17 protein-coding genes are annotated in these 14,649 nt (G+C 72.4%); 3 read left to right on the top strand and 14 right to left on the bottom strand.

Annotated elements, in window-relative coordinates; translation table 11 throughout:
* The first annotated feature begins 126 nt into the window (after positions 1-126).
* Complete coding sequence (fdhA, locus tag C8D89_RS01300; protein WP_116706259.1) at positions 127-1,341, top strand: formaldehyde dehydrogenase, glutathione-independent; 1,215 nt, start codon at positions 127-129, stop codon at positions 1,339-1,341.
* Between the two features lie 59 nt (positions 1,342-1,400).
* Here the strand turns inward: fdhA and C8D89_RS01295 are convergent, their stop codons facing one another.
* From C8D89_RS01295 to C8D89_RS01230, 14 genes are all read right to left on the bottom strand, one after another.
* A complete protein-coding gene (locus C8D89_RS01295; RefSeq protein ID WP_116706258.1) occupies positions 1,401-1,682 on the bottom strand; it encodes a hypothetical protein in 282 nt (93 codons plus the stop codon).
* A gap of 38 nt (positions 1,683-1,720) precedes the next feature.
* On the bottom strand, positions 1,721-2,842 hold the full coding sequence (locus tag C8D89_RS01290) for a sodium:calcium antiporter (RefSeq protein WP_116706257.1): 1,122 nt from the start codon (positions 2,840-2,842) through the stop codon (positions 1,721-1,723).
* A 127-nt stretch (positions 2,843-2,969) separates the two neighbouring features.
* A complete protein-coding gene (locus tag C8D89_RS01285) occupies positions 2,970-3,263 on the bottom strand; it encodes an amphi-Trp domain-containing protein (RefSeq protein WP_116706256.1) in 294 nt (97 codons plus the stop codon).
* 55 nt (positions 3,264-3,318) lie between these two features.
* Positions 3,319-3,600 carry an amphi-Trp domain-containing protein gene (locus tag C8D89_RS01280; protein WP_116706255.1) on the bottom strand — a complete coding sequence of 94 codons (282 nt, stop codon included), beginning with the start codon at positions 3,598-3,600 and terminating at the stop codon, positions 3,319-3,321.
* Positions 3,601-3,676: 76 nt separating this feature from the next.
* Positions 3,677-4,804 carry a pyrroloquinoline quinone biosynthesis protein PqqE gene (pqqE, locus tag C8D89_RS01275; protein ID WP_116706838.1) on the bottom strand — a complete coding sequence of 376 codons (1,128 nt, stop codon included), beginning with the start codon at positions 4,802-4,804 and terminating at the stop codon, positions 3,677-3,679.
* Positions 4,800-5,081: a pyrroloquinoline quinone biosynthesis peptide chaperone PqqD gene (pqqD, locus tag C8D89_RS01270; protein WP_243417686.1), complete on the bottom strand. Its 282-nt coding sequence runs from the start codon at positions 5,079-5,081 to the stop codon at positions 4,800-4,802. The genes pqqE and pqqD overlap by 5 nt, the downstream gene beginning before the upstream one ends.
* The gene (pqqC, locus tag C8D89_RS01265) at positions 5,078-5,830 is read right to left on the bottom strand and encodes a pyrroloquinoline-quinone synthase PqqC (RefSeq protein ID WP_116706254.1); all 753 of its coding nucleotides are present in this window, start codon (positions 5,828-5,830) and stop codon (positions 5,078-5,080) included. Before pqqC ends, pqqD begins: the two co-directional genes overlap by 4 nt.
* Before the next feature lie 5 nt (positions 5,831-5,835).
* Positions 5,836-6,729 carry a pyrroloquinoline quinone biosynthesis protein PqqB gene (gene pqqB, locus C8D89_RS01260; RefSeq protein ID WP_116706253.1) on the bottom strand — a complete coding sequence of 298 codons (894 nt, stop codon included), beginning with the start codon at positions 6,727-6,729 and terminating at the stop codon, positions 5,836-5,838.
* An 86-nt stretch (positions 6,730-6,815) separates the two neighbouring features.
* A complete protein-coding gene (pqqA, locus tag C8D89_RS01255) occupies positions 6,816-6,908 on the bottom strand; it encodes a pyrroloquinoline quinone precursor peptide PqqA (RefSeq protein ID WP_116706252.1) in 93 nt (30 codons plus the stop codon).
* A 68-nt stretch (positions 6,909-6,976) separates the two neighbouring features.
* Positions 6,977-7,741, bottom strand: a complete 765-nt coding sequence (locus tag C8D89_RS01250) for a ribonucleotide-diphosphate reductase subunit beta (protein WP_116706251.1) — start codon at positions 7,739-7,741, stop codon at positions 6,977-6,979.
* Between the two features lie 13 nt (positions 7,742-7,754).
* Positions 7,755-7,970 carry a rubredoxin gene (gene rd, locus C8D89_RS01245; protein WP_279323345.1) on the bottom strand — a complete coding sequence of 72 codons (216 nt, stop codon included), beginning with the start codon at positions 7,968-7,970 and terminating at the stop codon, positions 7,755-7,757.
* A gap of 167 nt (positions 7,971-8,137) precedes the next feature.
* The gene (gene pqqA, locus C8D89_RS01240) at positions 8,138-8,227 is read right to left on the bottom strand and encodes a pyrroloquinoline quinone precursor peptide PqqA (RefSeq protein WP_116706250.1); all 90 of its coding nucleotides are present in this window, start codon (positions 8,225-8,227) and stop codon (positions 8,138-8,140) included.
* Positions 8,228-8,257: 30 nt separating this feature from the next.
* Positions 8,258-9,949: a PQQ-dependent dehydrogenase, methanol/ethanol family gene (locus C8D89_RS01235; protein ID WP_116706249.1), complete on the bottom strand. Its 1,692-nt coding sequence runs from the start codon at positions 9,947-9,949 to the stop codon at positions 8,258-8,260.
* Positions 9,950-9,963: 14 nt separating this feature from the next.
* Complete coding sequence (locus C8D89_RS01230) at positions 9,964-10,425, bottom strand: MSMEG_3727 family PQQ-associated protein (RefSeq protein ID WP_116706248.1); 462 nt, start codon at positions 10,423-10,425, stop codon at positions 9,964-9,966.
* Between the two features lie 586 nt (positions 10,426-11,011).
* Here C8D89_RS01230 and C8D89_RS01225 point away from each other — a divergent pair.
* Positions 11,012-11,767, top strand: coding sequence for a hypothetical protein (locus C8D89_RS01225; RefSeq protein ID WP_116706247.1), 756 nt, complete (start codon positions 11,012-11,014; stop codon positions 11,765-11,767).
* A 64-nt stretch (positions 11,768-11,831) separates the two neighbouring features.
* Positions 11,832-14,594: a DNA translocase FtsK gene (locus tag C8D89_RS01220; RefSeq protein WP_116706246.1), complete on the top strand. Its 2,763-nt coding sequence runs from the start codon at positions 11,832-11,834 to the stop codon at positions 14,592-14,594.
* Positions 14,595-14,649: the final 55 nt, after the last annotated feature.

Here is a 14,649-nt window from a genome sequence, read left to right as displayed (position 1 = left end):
CCACCACCTTGGTTCCCCGGCACGAATGACATGCGCCGACGTGCATCGGAGAATCGCCACGTCAGTACCGCCGCGACGGCCCTGCCGGGCCGTCCGGGGTCAGCGCCCACCCAGTGAGGAGCGCCCATGAAGGCCGTCGCCTACATCGAGCCCATGAAGGTCGAGATCCAGGACATCGAGTACCCGAGCCTGGAGTTGCGGGACGGGCCGGGGGTGCATCCCGACAACGTCGGGCGGCAGTGCCCCCACGGGGTCATCCTCAAGCTGGTCGCCACCAACATCTGCGGCTCCGACCAGCACATGGTGCGCGGGCGCACCACCGCCCCGCCCGGGCTCATCCTCGGCCACGAGATCACCGGCGAGGTCGTCGAGGTCGGCCGCGACGTCGAGTTCATCCAGCAGGGCGACCTGGTGTCCGCGCCGTTCAACATCGCCTGCGGGCGCTGCCGCATGTGCAAGGAGGGGCACACCGGCGTCTGCCTCAACGTCAACCCCGACCGCCCCGGCTCGGCCTACGGCTACGTCGACATGGGCGGCTGGCAAGGGGGGCAGGCCGAGTACGTCATGGTCCCCTACGCCGACTGGAACCTGCTGAAGTTCCCGGACCGTGACCAGGCGATGGAGAAGATCCTCGACCTGACGATGCTGTCGGACATCTTCCCGACCGGCTACCACGGCTGCGTCACCGCCGGCGTCACCACCGGCTCGACGGTCTACATCGCCGGCGCGGGCCCGGTGGGCCTCGCCGCCGCCGCCTCGGCGCAGCTCCTCGGCGCCGCCGCGGTGATCGTCGGCGACATGAACGCCGAGCGGCTGCAGCACGCCCGCGACGTCATCGGCGCCGAGACGATCGACCTCACGCAGGAGGGCTCGCTGCCGGAGCAGATCGAGCAGATCGTCGGGGAGCCGGTCGTCGACGCGGCGGTCGACGCGGTCGGGTTCGAGGCCCGCGGGCACGGCAAGGACGCCGACCACGAGCAGCCCGCCACGGTGCTGAACTCGATCATGGAAGTCACGCGCGCCGCCGGCAAGCTGGGGATCCCGGGGCTCTACGTCACCGGCGACCCCGGGGCACCGGATGAGGCGGCCAAGCAGGGCAGCCTGTCGATCCGCATCGGCCTGGGGTGGGCGAAGTCGCACTCGTTCACCACCGGGCAGTGCCCGGTGATGCGCTACCACCGCCAGCTGATGAACGCGATCCTGCGCGACAAGGTGCAGATCGGGAAGGCGGTCAACGCCAGCGTCATCGGCCTCGACGACGCCCCCCAGGGCTACGCCCAGTTCGACTCCGGGGTCGCGAAGAAGTTCGTCATCGACCCGCACGGCTCGATCGCGGCCTGACCGGACCCCGCCCGGCCCCGGCGTCCGTCACGGACGTCGGGGCCCGGCGGCCGGGCCGGTCAGTCGTCCCCGTCGTCGCCGTCGTCGCCGTCGTCGCCGTCGTCGCCGTCGGCGCCACCCGGCGCCGGCTGCTCGGCCTGCCCGGGAGCCGGCGGGACCTGCCCACCGGGCGCCGGAGCGACCTGCCCCGGCGCCGGCTCGACCTGGCTGCTCGGCGCGCCGCCCGGGGCGTCGTCGTCGTCCTCACCGCCCTCGGACTGGGGGAAGCTGAACACCAGCACCAGGCCGAGGACGGCGGCCAGGATCGCGGCGCCGGCCCCCACGCGGTCCTTCGTCAGCACGGCGACATCACCTCTTCCGTGGTCGTGCGGCTCGGGGATCAGTCGTCGACCGGGACCTCGCCGAAGGCCAGCAGGCTCACGACGAAGTAGGCGACGTAGAGACCGAGCAGCACGGCGCCGTGCCAGCGGCGCAGCCGCCCGGTGGCCAGGAAGATCGCGGACAGCACGGTGAACGCCAGCAGCACCGGCATGTGCCAGGCGAGCGTGTCGTCGTCGACGGTGATGGCCCCGCCGACCAGCAGGATGATGCCGAGCTTGCCGGTCACCGAGAACACGACGCTGCCGACGACGTTGGCGATGCCGATCTCGGGCGCCCCGCGCCGGGACGGCTCCACGCTGAGGAAGATGTCCTCCAACGTCAGGGCCAGGGTCGCGATCGTGACGCCGAAGACGGTGCCCTCGATGGCGAACTCCTCGAGGATCCCCTCGGTGCCCTGCCCGGCGACCAGGGCGCCGACGACGAGGCCGACCAGGGCGAACACGGCGAGCGCAATCGTGCCGCCCGGCGACATGCGGCGCGCCTTGAGGAAGCCCTGGTCGACGCGCAGGTCGGGCGGGAGCTCGAAACCGCGGTGGCCGCCGCCGTCCGCGCCGGTGCCGCCGCCGCGGCTGGGGGTGTCGTCGCCCCCGCCCTCGCGGATCAGGGTGGCCGTGCCGCCCCCCGCGCCGACCTCGGCCTTCTCGAGCTGCTCGTAGAGCTCGGCGTTGCGCCACACCGGGCGCCGGGCGCGGTACTCGCGGTAGGCGATCCAGCCGACGAAGGCGACGAACAGCAGCAGCAGTACGATGCCGGTGACGAGGGTCAGCGCGCCGGTGAGCGCGAGGGCGTACATCACCACCGGCGCGGCCACGAACAGCGCGAGGTAGCTCCGGGGGACGTCCACCGGGGCCGGCGCGATGAGCGCCATGAGGGCCAGCACGATGCCGGTCATCGCGATCGTCGTCCCGACCACGGTGCCGAGGGCGACCTCGCTGAGGTCCTCGAGGTTCAGGGCGATTCCGAACGCGAGATCGTCGAACTCGATGCCGGTGAAGACGACCGCGATGAGGAACAGGGAGATCGCCCAGCGGCTGGCGACGCCGACCAGGTAGCCGATGAGCTTCTCCGCGCTGTAGACCAGCACGGCGATGCCCAGTACGAACTCGATGATCGGGATCAAGGCCCCCGCTCCTTCACCACGCCGACGTCAGAGTGATCGCGGGATGATGGTGATCGGGAACACCCGTCGTGCGCAACGGGTTGACGCGCTCGCACGGACGGGTGTAAGCGCCGGGTGAAACGCCTGCTCAGCGCAGTGCTTGCGGCGCCGCGACCGTCGACCGCGGCTGGTCCGCCGACGCCTCGCGGCGGGTGTTCGGCCACATGAACTCGATCTCGAGCTCGATCTTGTCGCCGTAGGGCTCGAGCTCCAGCTCGCACTCGAACTCGTCGGGCAGGTTCAGCGACACCGTCGGCCCGACGAGCGCGACGTCGGCCGTGCCGCCGGTCTCCAGGGCCTTCGCCAGCTCGCCGAGCCAGCGTGCGGCCTCCTGGCGGGTCAGGACGACCCGTTGTTCGATCTTTCCTCCGCCACCGGACATGCGGGATTCCTCCTCGTGGACCAACCTTCAGGACCCGAGGAGGGTATCGCCGGGATCAGGGACGCGCGGCGCGCGCGAAGGGCCGGTCCGGCTCCGTGCTCCGGGCGGTGCGCGGCGCCCGCCACCGGAGCTCGATCTCCAGCTCGACCTCGTCCCCGTAGGGCTCGAGCTCCAGCTCGCACTCGAGCTCGTCGGCGAGGTGCAGTGTCACCGGGGCGCCGGAGAGCGCCACCTCCACGGTCTCGCCCTCACCGATGGCCCTCGCCAGCTCGCCGAGCCAGCGCGCGGCCTCCTGGCGCGAGAGCCTGGCCTTCTGCTCGATCTCGCCTCGCGACATCGCGGACCTCCCTGCGGGTCGGGACCCGAGTGTCCCGCGACCCGCCCCGGCGGGCCGCCACCGCCCGGGCGAATCTCTAGTCGGCGCGGTGCGGGCGGGAGACGAGCGCGGGCACCGGCACGAGCACGGGCTCCTGCGCGGGCTCCTGGGGGGACCGGGACGGTCCGCCGTCGGAGTTCGCCTCGGCCACCGCCGCGTCGACCAGCCCGCGGTCGGGGGCGAGGTGGCACACCGGGTCGGTGCGGGTCATGTCGCCGGTGAGCTGGAAGGCCTGGCACCGGCAGCCGCCGAGGTCCACCTCGCGGCGCTCGCAGCTGCGGCACGGGTCGGGCATCCAGTCGGTGCCGCGGAACGCCGAGAACAGCGGCGACGAACGCCATATCCACGCCAGGTCGTGCTCCTGCACGTTGGCCCGGGGCAGCGGCAGCTCGTGGGCCGACAGGCACGGCCAGGCGTTGCCCTCGGGTCCGACGACGAGCTGGCGGGCTCCCCAGCCGCCCATGCAGGGCTTGGGGTAGCGCGCGTAGTAGTCCGGGATGACGTAGATGACGTCGGTGCGGCCCCGCAGGCGCTCGCGGGCGGAGCGCGTGACCTCCTCGGCGTGCTCGAGCTGCGCCCGACTGGGCAGCAGCGCCGACCGGTTGCGCAGGGCCCAGCCGTAGTACTGGGTGTTGGCGAGCTCGACGCGGTCGGCCTCCAGCTCCTCGACACGGTCGAGGATGGCGCCGATGCGGTCGATGTTCTGCCGGTGCAGCACGACGTTGAGCGTCAGCGGCCAGCCCAGCTCCTTGACCAGCCGCGCGGCCTCCATCTTCTTGTCGAACGAGGAGATGCCGGCGAGGCGGTCCGAGAGCACTGGCTCGTCGGCCTGGATGCTGACCTGCACGTGGTCGAGACCGGCGTCTCGGAGGGCCTCCGCGCGCGGCCGGGAGAGCCCGATCGCGCTGGTGACGAGGTTGGTGTACATCCCGAGCCCGGCGGCGTGGGCCACGAGGTCGACGACGTCGCGCCGCAGCAACGGCTCGCCGCCGGAGAAGTGGCTCTGCAGCACGCCGAGGTCGGCGGCCTGGTCGAGCACGCGGCGCCAGTCGTCGGTGCCGATCTCCGCTGACCGCTTCGTCAGCTCGAGGGGGTTCGAGCAGTACGCGCAGGACAGGGGACAGGCGTGGGTCAGCTCGGCCAGGAGACCGAGGGGTCCGTCAATCACTGCTGATCACCACCCAGCGCCGGGCGACGAGCTTCTCGAGGAACCCCGAGACCTCGTCGTCGACGACGCGGTCGTAGCGGCGGCCGAGCTCGTCCACGATGTCCGCGACGGACCGGTGGCCGTCGCAGAGACCGAGGATGTCGGCGCCGGTCGGGTTGAGCACCACCACCGTCTCCGGGCCCAGCAGCACGTGGCGCTCGCGCGTGGCGTCCCAGCGCATCTTCGCGCCCCGGGTGAGGGTCGGCCGGCCCGTGAGCGGCACGGTGCCCCTCACGCGGGGTACGCCCGATCATCCGGGTAAGCACGGTCGATGGCGTCCATCATGCTCCACAGGACGTCGTTCTTGAACGCGAGCGCGGCGACGGCGGCGTCCTGCTGCTCGACGGTCCGGCAGCGCTCCTTGACGATCTCCAGCGCGTGCTCGGAGTCGCGCGGCGCCTGGTGCAGGCGGTTGCGGAAGTAGTCGAGGCCGTCGCGGTCGATCCACGTGTAGTGCCGCTCGAACGCCGCCAGGCGCTCGGCCATGAGACCCGGCGCGAAGAGCTCGGTGAGCGACGACGCCACCGCCTCCACCCAGGGCCGGGTGCGCGTGAAGGTCACGTACGCCTCGACGGCGAAGCGGACCCCCGGCACGATGTGCCGGCCGTCCTCCATCTCGGCGCGCTCGAGCCCGCACGCCTCGCCGAGGCGCAACCAGGCCTCGATGCCGCCCTCGGTGGATTCGGTCCCGTCGTGGTCGGTGATCCGCCGGATCCAGCGCCGCCGGACCTCGCGCTCGGGGCAGTTGCCGAGGATCGCCGCGTCCTTGCGGGGGATCGCCTCCTGGTAGCAGAAGCGGTTGGCGACCCAGCCCCGGATCTGGTCGGGCGAGAGCTCGCCGGCGTTCATCCGGACGTGGAAGTCGTGCTCGCTGTGGTACCGGGTGGCCTGCTCGCGGAGCCGTTCGACGAGCGCGTCGGGGCTCACCGGGCCGGTGCCGTTGGTCCCCGTGGCCTCGTTGCTGGTGGCGTGCGTCGTGGTCATCCGGGTCAGACCTCCACCTCGAGCCCGTCGGTGGCGACCTCCACACCGGCCGCCGTGACCTCGGCGCGCTCGGGGGAGTCGTCCAGCAGGACCGGGTTGGTGTTGTTGATGTGGACGTAGATCCTGCGCTCGGCGGGCAGGCCGGCGAGCAGCTCGAGGCTGCCGCCCGAACCGGCCATCGCCAGGTGGCCCATGTCGCGGGCCGTCTTGCGGCCCAGGCCGAGCCGCACGAGCTCGTCGTCGTGCCAGCAGGTGCCGTCGACCAGCACCACGGCGGCGTCGCCGAGCTCCGCGCGCACCTCGGCCGTCACGGTCTGGACGCCGGGCAGGTACACGAGCGAGCGGCCGGTGGCGGTGTCGGTGAACCGGTAGCCCACCACGCGCCCTTCGTCGACCCTGCCGCCGAAGCGAGCGTGCTTCTCCGTGGGCACGTCGAACGCGCGGTAGGTCAGGTGGTCGTCGAGCGACACCGTCTTGCCGGGCACCACCTCGCGGCGGTCGACCGCGGTGTAGCGCTCGAGCGTCGGCAGGAACCCGGTGCCCTCGACGAGGGTCTCGACGGTGGCCGGCGTCGCGTGCAGCTCGATGCCCGGACCCTCGCGCAGGAGCAGCAGGCCCATGGTGTGGTCGAGCTCGGCGTCGGTGAGCAGCACCGCGGCGATCGGGCTGTCGCGGTCGGCACGGGGGTGCAGGGCGGGGTTCGCCTCGATCTGGGCCCGCAGGTCGGGGGAGGCGTTGACCAGGTACCAGCGCTCCCGGTCGGCGCTGACGGCGACGGACGACTGCGTGCGCGGCGTGGCCGGCCGCGAGCCGTCACGGACGGCGCGGCATCCCGGGCACCCGCAGTTCCACTGGGGGAAGCCGCCGCCCGCGCCGGCGCCGAGCACCCGCACCCACATCGCCGTTCCTCCTCGCGTGCAGAAAGGGCCGCGACGGCGACAGGGGCGCCGGAAAGCACATTCCGGCGCCCCTGTCGCGCATGTCGTCAGTCGTCGAGCTGAGCGACGTACATCGTCACCTCGGGGGCGACACCGAACTCCTCGAACTCCGGGGTCTCCCAGATGGAGAGCGACTCCATGATTCCTGCCACCTCCTTTCGCCGATACCGACAACGTACCCGCCGGCCACGAGCGCGGCAGCGGAAGATCACCAGAACTTGATCCCCACGGACTTGAGGCGTCGCTGGTGGAGGTGCTCCACCTTGCCGATGTCGTCGGTGGAGATCAGGTCACCCCACGCCGACGCCGCCTTGACGCCCTGGGTCAGCAGTTCTTCCATCTGGTCGTCCACGATGTCCGCACTCTGGATCACGCGGGAACCGAAACCGATGTGCCAGCGCTCGTCACGGAGCACCAGCTCCATTCCCTTGTGCGTCCCCGGCATGGCGACCGAGCAGCCCTTGAGCGTCTCGAGCAGGGCGTGCTGCCCCGCCGTGAGCACCACGCCCTCCAGGATCATGTGGTACAGCCCGACCGCGGCGGTGAGGTTGTCGCTGTCCTCGGCGACGTCGGCCGCGACCGCCGGCAGGCGCTCCTCGAACAGCTCGACGAGGTCGGGGCTGACGCGGTCGCGCAGGACGTCGACGCGCTCGGTCATGTTCGCCCCGGGCACCCCGACGACCTCCCGCACGACGCGGTCGAAGAACCGGGCGTGACGCGCCTCGTCGCGGGCCTGGGCCTGGAACACCTGGTCCATGCGGTCGTCCGTGGTCGCGGCGCCGTGGAACGAGGTCAGGTGGGTGGCGACGGAGGTCTCGCCGATGCAGAAGCCCGCGAGCAGCCCCAGGACCTGGTCGGACTCCTCCTGCTCGAGCTTGGGCCAGGCCTCGATGTCGGCCGTGAGGTCGATGGCGGTCTCGTCCCACTGGAGGGACTCGGCGAGCTGGACGAAGTGGCCGTACCCGGTGATCATTCTTTCCGCTACCTCACATCTCCGGGAACTCGCCCGGTTCCAGCGCGCGGAAGTCCGACTTCTCGGCTCCGCAGATCGGGCACATCCAGTCGTCCGGGATGTCCTCGAAGGGCGTCCCGGGGGGGATGCCGCTGTCGGGATCGCCCTCCTCGGGATCATAGATGAAGCCACACATTTCGCAGAGCCAGCGCTTGGCCTCGGGCCTCGCCTCAGTCTGCTCGACGGTCACATCGCCTCCTCGGGGGTGACTCCGTCCGGGTGTGCGCCGGACATCGCAAAGGGGCGCCGGATCCCTGGATCCTCCAAGCCGAACTTCGTCTCGGTCGCTCCTTCGTCGCGCCCGAACCGACGTCGGCGGAGGGCCTTCGGCCCGGCGCCCCTTCGCGATCTCGTCGGTCAGTCGTCCATCTGGGCGACGTACATCGTCACCTCGGGCGCGACACCGATCTCCTCGAACTGCGGGGTCTCCCAGACGTGCATCTCCATGCGGTCCTCCTCTCCGAAGGGGTGTGCGGACTAGCTCTGGGGAAGGGCGAAGCAGAAGAGCGCGTCGCCCGCGGCGGCACCGAGCAGGCCGGGCAGGAAGCCCTCCACCCAGCCGCCCCACCCGGTCGGGACGGCGATGTACTGCCGGCCGTCGACCTCGTAGGTGGTCGGGCTGCTGTGGTGCCCGCTGCCGCACTGGAACTGCCAGAGCTTCTCGCCGGTCTCGGCGTCCAGGGCCACGAACTCACCCGTGGGCGTGCCCTGGAACACGAGCCCGCCCGCCGTGGTCAGCGTCGACGCGCACATCGGGTACTCGTGGTTCCAGCGCCACTTCTCCTCGCCGGTGAGCGGGTCGATGGCGGCCACGAAGCCGTAGTGGTCGTCGAGGTCGACCGCGACGCCGGCACCCCAGTAGGGGATGCTCTCCTTGAACTCGCGGCGACGGCGGGTGGCCGTCGCCCCGACCTCCTGGACGGGCACGTAGATCAGCCCGGTCTGGGGGTTGTAGGACATGTGCGTCCATTCCTTGCCCCCGGCCGGACCCGGCCAGAAGTGCACCGGGACGCCCTCCTCGTCCGGGTACACCTTCGGCGTGACCTTGCCGTCCGGCGTGATCTCGCCCCAGGTGATGCGGTCGACGAAGGGGAACACCCGGACCAGCTCGCCGTTGGTGCGGTCGAGCACGAAGAAGTAGCCGTTCTTGTCCGCGTGGGCGAGCAGCTTGCGCCCGTCCGGAGCGTCGAAGAGCAGGTTCTCCATCGTGGAGTCGTAGTCCCACAGGTCGTGCGGCGTGAACTGGTAGTGCCACCGGATCTCGCCGGTGTTCACGTCCACCGCGACGACGCTGTCGGTGTAGAGGTTGTCGCCCGGACGGACCTCGCCGTCGAAGTCGGGCGCCGGGTTGCCGGTGCCCTGGTACAGGAGCTCGAGCTCCGGGTCGTACGTCGCGGTGACCCAGCAGTTCGCCCCGCCGCGCTGCCACGCCTCGGCGTTCTCGTCGCCCCAGGTCTCCGAGCCGGGCTCGCCGGGCTTCGGCACCGTGTAGCAGCGCCAGCGCCGCTCACCGGTCTGGGCGTCGAAGGCGTCCATGTGCCCGCGGGTGCCGAACTCGCCGCCGGCGCTGCCGACGACGACCATGTCCTTGACGATCAGCGGTGCGACCGAGCCGCTCTCGCCGGCCCGCACGTCACCGTTGACGGTGTCGAACACCAGCTCACCGGTCTGGGCGTCCAGGGCGATGAGGTGGGCGTTCAGCGTGTACATGTACACCTTGCCGTGGCCCACGGCGACACCACGGTTGACGTTGCCGCAGCACAGCGAGGTGTCGTAGGGGGAGGCGTGCTTGTAGCGCCAGAGCTCCTCGCCCGTGGTGGGGTCGATCGCCCAGACCTTGCCGTCGGGGCCGGAGACGAACATGACGCCGTCGACGACGAGCGGGGACGCCTCGAACGAGTAGGTCGACGCGCCGGCGTGCAGGCCGGCGGACCCGGCCTGGAACACCCAGGCGGGCACCAGGTTCTTGACGTTGTCCTTGTTGATCTGGTTCAGCGTGCTGTAGCGCTGACCGTCGTAGGTCCCGTAGTAGGTCATCCAGTTCGCCGGCTCGTTGCGGGCGTTCCGGATGCGCTCGTAGTTGACGTCGTTGATCGGCGGCGCCTGGCCCTTGGTGGCGCTGAGCGTCTTGTGGGGGACGGCCTCGCCGGCGTCCACGTAGTCGGTCATCGAGTTGCTCCTCCTTACGGGCGCGGCTGCGGGGGACGGTCGAGCTTCGCGGAGTCCGGCACCTCGCCGCCGAACACGAGCGCCGCGGTCAGCCCGCGGCCCTCGTCGTTGCCGGTCGTGGAGCCGTAGTAGTAGGTGCCGGGGCCACCCAGCTCGAGGCGTGCGATCCCCTTGGAGTGGTTGACCAGCCAGATGATCTTGGGGTCACCGTTGCTGGGGAGCACCGCGCAGTGGGTGTTCTTGTCGTCGTTGATGAGCGTGAGCTCGACCGAGCCGCCGTGGGGGAAGACGAGGATCGAGGGCTCGAAGATGAGCTCGTCCTCCGGGATCCGGACCGTCGCCCGCATGACCCCGTCGTCGCCCACCTCGGCGTGCCCGACCTTGCCCGTCCCGAGCAGACGGCCCAGCGCGGTCCTGTTCTGTCCGTCCAGGCCCGCTGCGTGCAGCTCGTCCGCCCGATCGTCCGTGGACGTCATCAGCCGTACCTCCTCGTCATGGATTCCCTTCCTGCCCGCGTGCCGTCGCTCGTCGACGTCCGTCGGTGCCGGGAGTCGCGGTCGGGACACGCGATGCGGGCACCCGTGCGCTCCTCCTGGCCGTGTCCGACCGAGGGGCCACGGCGGCTCCGCGCGGGGGTGCCGCCACCGGTCCACTCGACCGTTCGGCCGACGACGTCGACCGTTGGGCGGCAGGACACACGGTTCATGGCGGCGGCCGGACCTCGCCGGCCGCCGAACGGTGTGTGCTGAGCCACAGGCGACCATAGGGAGCGGGTCCGACGTCGGCAAGGGGTCGGACGACGGTTCCGGAACTCGATCATCGAGGCCGGCGTCTCGTCACCCGGTCGACCAGCGGTTGTGACGCACGGTGGTCATCGACGGTGACCCGATCCGAGGAACGAAGCCCCGGCCGGAACCGCCCTGGCCGTCCGACCGGGGGCCTGTCCGACCGGTCAGGTTCCGGCCCGCGAGGTGTCGGGGATCACGGACCGTGGCTAGGGTCCGGCCGGGCGGACGCCGGCGACGGGGCCCGGCTCCCGCCCGGTGGGAGGTCGATTCGGAGGTGGGCAGGTTCGGGTCGACCGAGGCGCTCGCGTGGCTGGCGGCGCGCGGGGTCCACGCCGACAGCGTCGAGCTGAAGACGCTGCTCGTGCCGCCGGCGGGAGCGGCGGCGGAGGCGCTGACGGGTCGGCGGGCGCCGACCTGGAGCGTGCGCCAGACGTACCTGCTGGACACGCCCGAGATGGACCTGCTCCGGGTCGGTGTCGAGATCCGTCTGCGGCGTCGTGCCCGGGGCCGGTTCGACCTCGCGGTGTCCGCGCAGCGTCGCGGCACCGACCGGGAACAGCCCGTCCCGCGCGGTGCGCGGGTGGAGCTCGACGTCGTCCCCGGCGCGGTCTGGCAGGACGTCGAGGTGCGTCGCGAGATCGACTCCTCGACGGCGGCCGCCGTGATCGCGGGCTCGACCAAGGCGCGGGAGCTGCTCTCGGGCGCGCAGTCCGCGTGGGCGTGCACGGGGGGCGCCGACACCCTCGACGACGCGCGGCTCAGCGAGCTCGCGGTGCACGGGCCGGCGGTGGTCCGCCGGGTCAAGGTGGCGGCGACCGGCCTGGGCCTGCGCCGGGCCGACCTCGAGCACTTCCGCTTCCCGAGCGGCCGCGAGCTGCTGGAGGTGTCCACGCGGTGCGACCCGCAGGAGGTGCCTGCGACGGCCGAGGCCTTCGAGCAGCTGCTCGACGAGCGCGACGTCACCGTGGCCCCGGAGTACCGCACGAAGACCTCGGTGTGGCGCGACGAGCTGGCCCCGCGACGCGGCTGACACACCCCGTCGGGGCGCGTGTGGCTGCCGGGACCGCTGGGGCGCGCGGGATACCGTGACCCCCATGGCCGGGCGGACCGAGACAGCAGACAAGCGCGCGTCGCGCAGCCGCCCGATCACGGGGGGCCGCACGCCGCGGCGCCACGGCACCGGCCCGGACACCACCACCCGCTCGCCGCAGCAGCGCCGGCCCGCGCGGGGAGGCAAGCGCTCCCCGGGCAGGGGACGGGCGCCCGCCCGGCGCACGGGTCCCGGGCCGATCGTCCGGACGCTGCGTGGCGGCTGGGTGCTCACGGCCCGCGGGCTCGGCTCCCTGGTGCGCACCCTCGGGCGCGCCCGTGACGTCGACGCCGCTCACCGCCGCGACGGGATCGCCCTCGCCCTCGTCGTCCTGGCGCTGCTGACCGCCGCCGGGGTGTGGTGGCGCGCGGGCGGCCCGGTCGGCGCCGGGCTCGACGTCGGGCTGCGCACGGTGATCGGCGCCGCGGCGCTCGTGCTGCCCGTGGTGCTGCTCGGCGTCGCGGTGATCCTCCTGCGCACCGACCCCGAGCCCGAGACCCGCCCGCGCACCGTGGTCGGCGCCCTGCTGCTCGTCCTCGCCGTGCTCGCCGTCTGGCACCTCGTGGTGGGCGCGCCCGCCGACCTGCCGGGGCGGCGCGCGGGCGGCGGCGTCCTCGGCGCGGTGCTGGCCGACCCGCTGGCCCGCGGCGTCACGCCCTGGCTCGCCGGACTGGTGCTCGTGCTGGTCGGGCTCTACGGCCTGCTCGTGCTCACCGGCACCCCGGTGCGCGAGGTCGGCAGCCGCCTGCGCGCCCTGGTCACCGGTGAGCACCCGGACGACGAGTGGGGCGGGCCCGACGACGTCGACGTCGACGAGCACGCCGCGGACGACGACGGCACCGCGCCGACGACGGCCATCCCGCGCCGGAGCCGCCGCCGCGGCCGCGCGACCGGCGAGGACCCGGACGCCGACACCGACCCGGCCGCCGACCCGGACGCCGCCGCCCACCCGGCGCGCCACCGCGAGCGCGGCGCGACCGCCGTGCCCGACCTGACCTCCCCGCCCGACGGCACACCCGCCGCGGACGCGCCGGCCGCGGGACCGCCCGCCCCGCCTCCCCCGCAGGGAGGTGGACGTGCCCGGCGCGCCCCGGTCGAGCCCGCGCCGGCCTCCCCGTCAGGGCCGTCCGGGCCCGCCGAGACCGAGACCGACCCGCAGGCCGCCACGTCGTTCAGCTCGCACCGCGAGACCGGCGTCGAGGGCGACTACCGGCTGCCCCCGCCGGACCTGCTCACGCCCGGCGAGCCGCCGAAGGCGCGCAGCGCGGCGAACGACGCGATGATCGAGGCCATCAGTGGCGTCCTCGAGCAGTTCAAGGTCGACGCCGAGGTCACCGGGTTCACCCGCGGGCCGACGGTCACGCGCTACGAGGTCGAGCTCGGCCACGGGGTCAAGGTCGAGAAGATCACCGCGCTGCACCGCAACCTGGCCTACGCCGCGGCGACCGACCGGGTGCTGCTGCTCGCGCCGATCCCCGGCAAGTCGGCGGTGGGCATCGAGGTGCCCAACACCGACCGCGAGATGGTCCGCCTGGCCGACGTCCTCAACTCCCCGACGGCTCACAAGGAGACCCACCCGATGGTCATCGGGCTGGGCAAGGACATCGAGGGCCGGATGGTCACGGCCAACCTCGCGAAGATGCCCCACCTGCTGGTGGCCGGCTCCACCGGCTCCGGCAAGTCGAGCTTCGTCAACTCGATGCTGGTCTCGCTGCTCACGCGGGCCACGCCGGACGAGGTCCGGATGATCCTCATCGACCCCAAGATGGTCGAGCTGACGCCCTACGAGGGCATCCCGCACCTCATCACGCCGATCATCACCTCGCCGAAGAAGGCGGCCACGGCGCTGCAGTGGCTGGTCGAGGAGATGGAGCAGCGCTACGCGGACATGCAGGCCAACCGCGTGCGCCACATCGACGACTTCAACCGCAAGGTGCGGTCGGGTGAGATCACCGCGCCGCCCGGGTCCGAGCGGGTCTACCGCCCGTACCCGTACATCCTCGCGATCGTCGACGAGCTCGCCGACCTCATGATGACCGCGCCCCGCGACGTCGAGGACGCGATCGTCCGCATCACGCAGAAGGCCCGCGCGGCCGGCATCCACCTGGTGCTCGCCACCCAGCGCCCCTCGGTCGACGTCGTCACCGGCCTGATCAAGACCAACGTGCCGTCGCGCCTCGCGTTCGCCACGTCGTCGCTGACGGACTCGCGGGTCATCCTCGACCAGCCCGGCGCCGAGAAGCTGATCGGCATGGGCGACGCGCTCTTCCTGCCCATGGGCGCGGGCAAGACCAACCGCCTGCAGGGCGCGTTCATCGGCGACGACGAGATCTCGGCGGTCGTCGAGCACTGCAAGGCCCAGGCCGACCCCGACTACGACGAGGCCGTCGTCACCGAGGCCGCGGGCGAGAAGAAGGAGATCGACCCGGACATCGGCGACGACCTGGAGCTGGTGGTCGCCGCCGCGGAGCTCATCGTCACCAGCCAGTTCGGGTCCACCTCGATGCTGCAGCGCAAGCTGCGCGTCGGGTTCGCGAAGGCCGGGCGGCTCATGGATTTGCTCGAGACCCGCGGGGTCGTCGGGCCGTCGGAGGGCTCCAAGGCCCGCGACGTGCTGTTCAAGCCCGACGAGCTGCCCGACCTGCTGGCGTCGCTGCGCGGCGAGCCCGCGCCCGCACCGGCCGCGGACCCCGACTCGCCCGTCCCGCCGCCGACCGACGGCGGCGACGGGGACGGGGCCGGGGCCGGGGACCCACCGCCTCAGTAGCAGCGAACGGGCGGTTCGCTGCTACTACGCGTCCGGAGTCCCCGTTGATCATTGG

Origin of the sequence: Actinomycetospora cinnamomea, from assembly GCF_003096675.1 — a bacterium.
Classification (GTDB): domain Bacteria; phylum Actinomycetota; class Actinomycetes; order Mycobacteriales; family Pseudonocardiaceae; genus Actinomycetospora; species Actinomycetospora cinnamomea.
The sequence above is the reverse complement of the archived record's forward strand: the minus strand, read 5'-3'. Positions and strand labels throughout refer to the sequence as shown.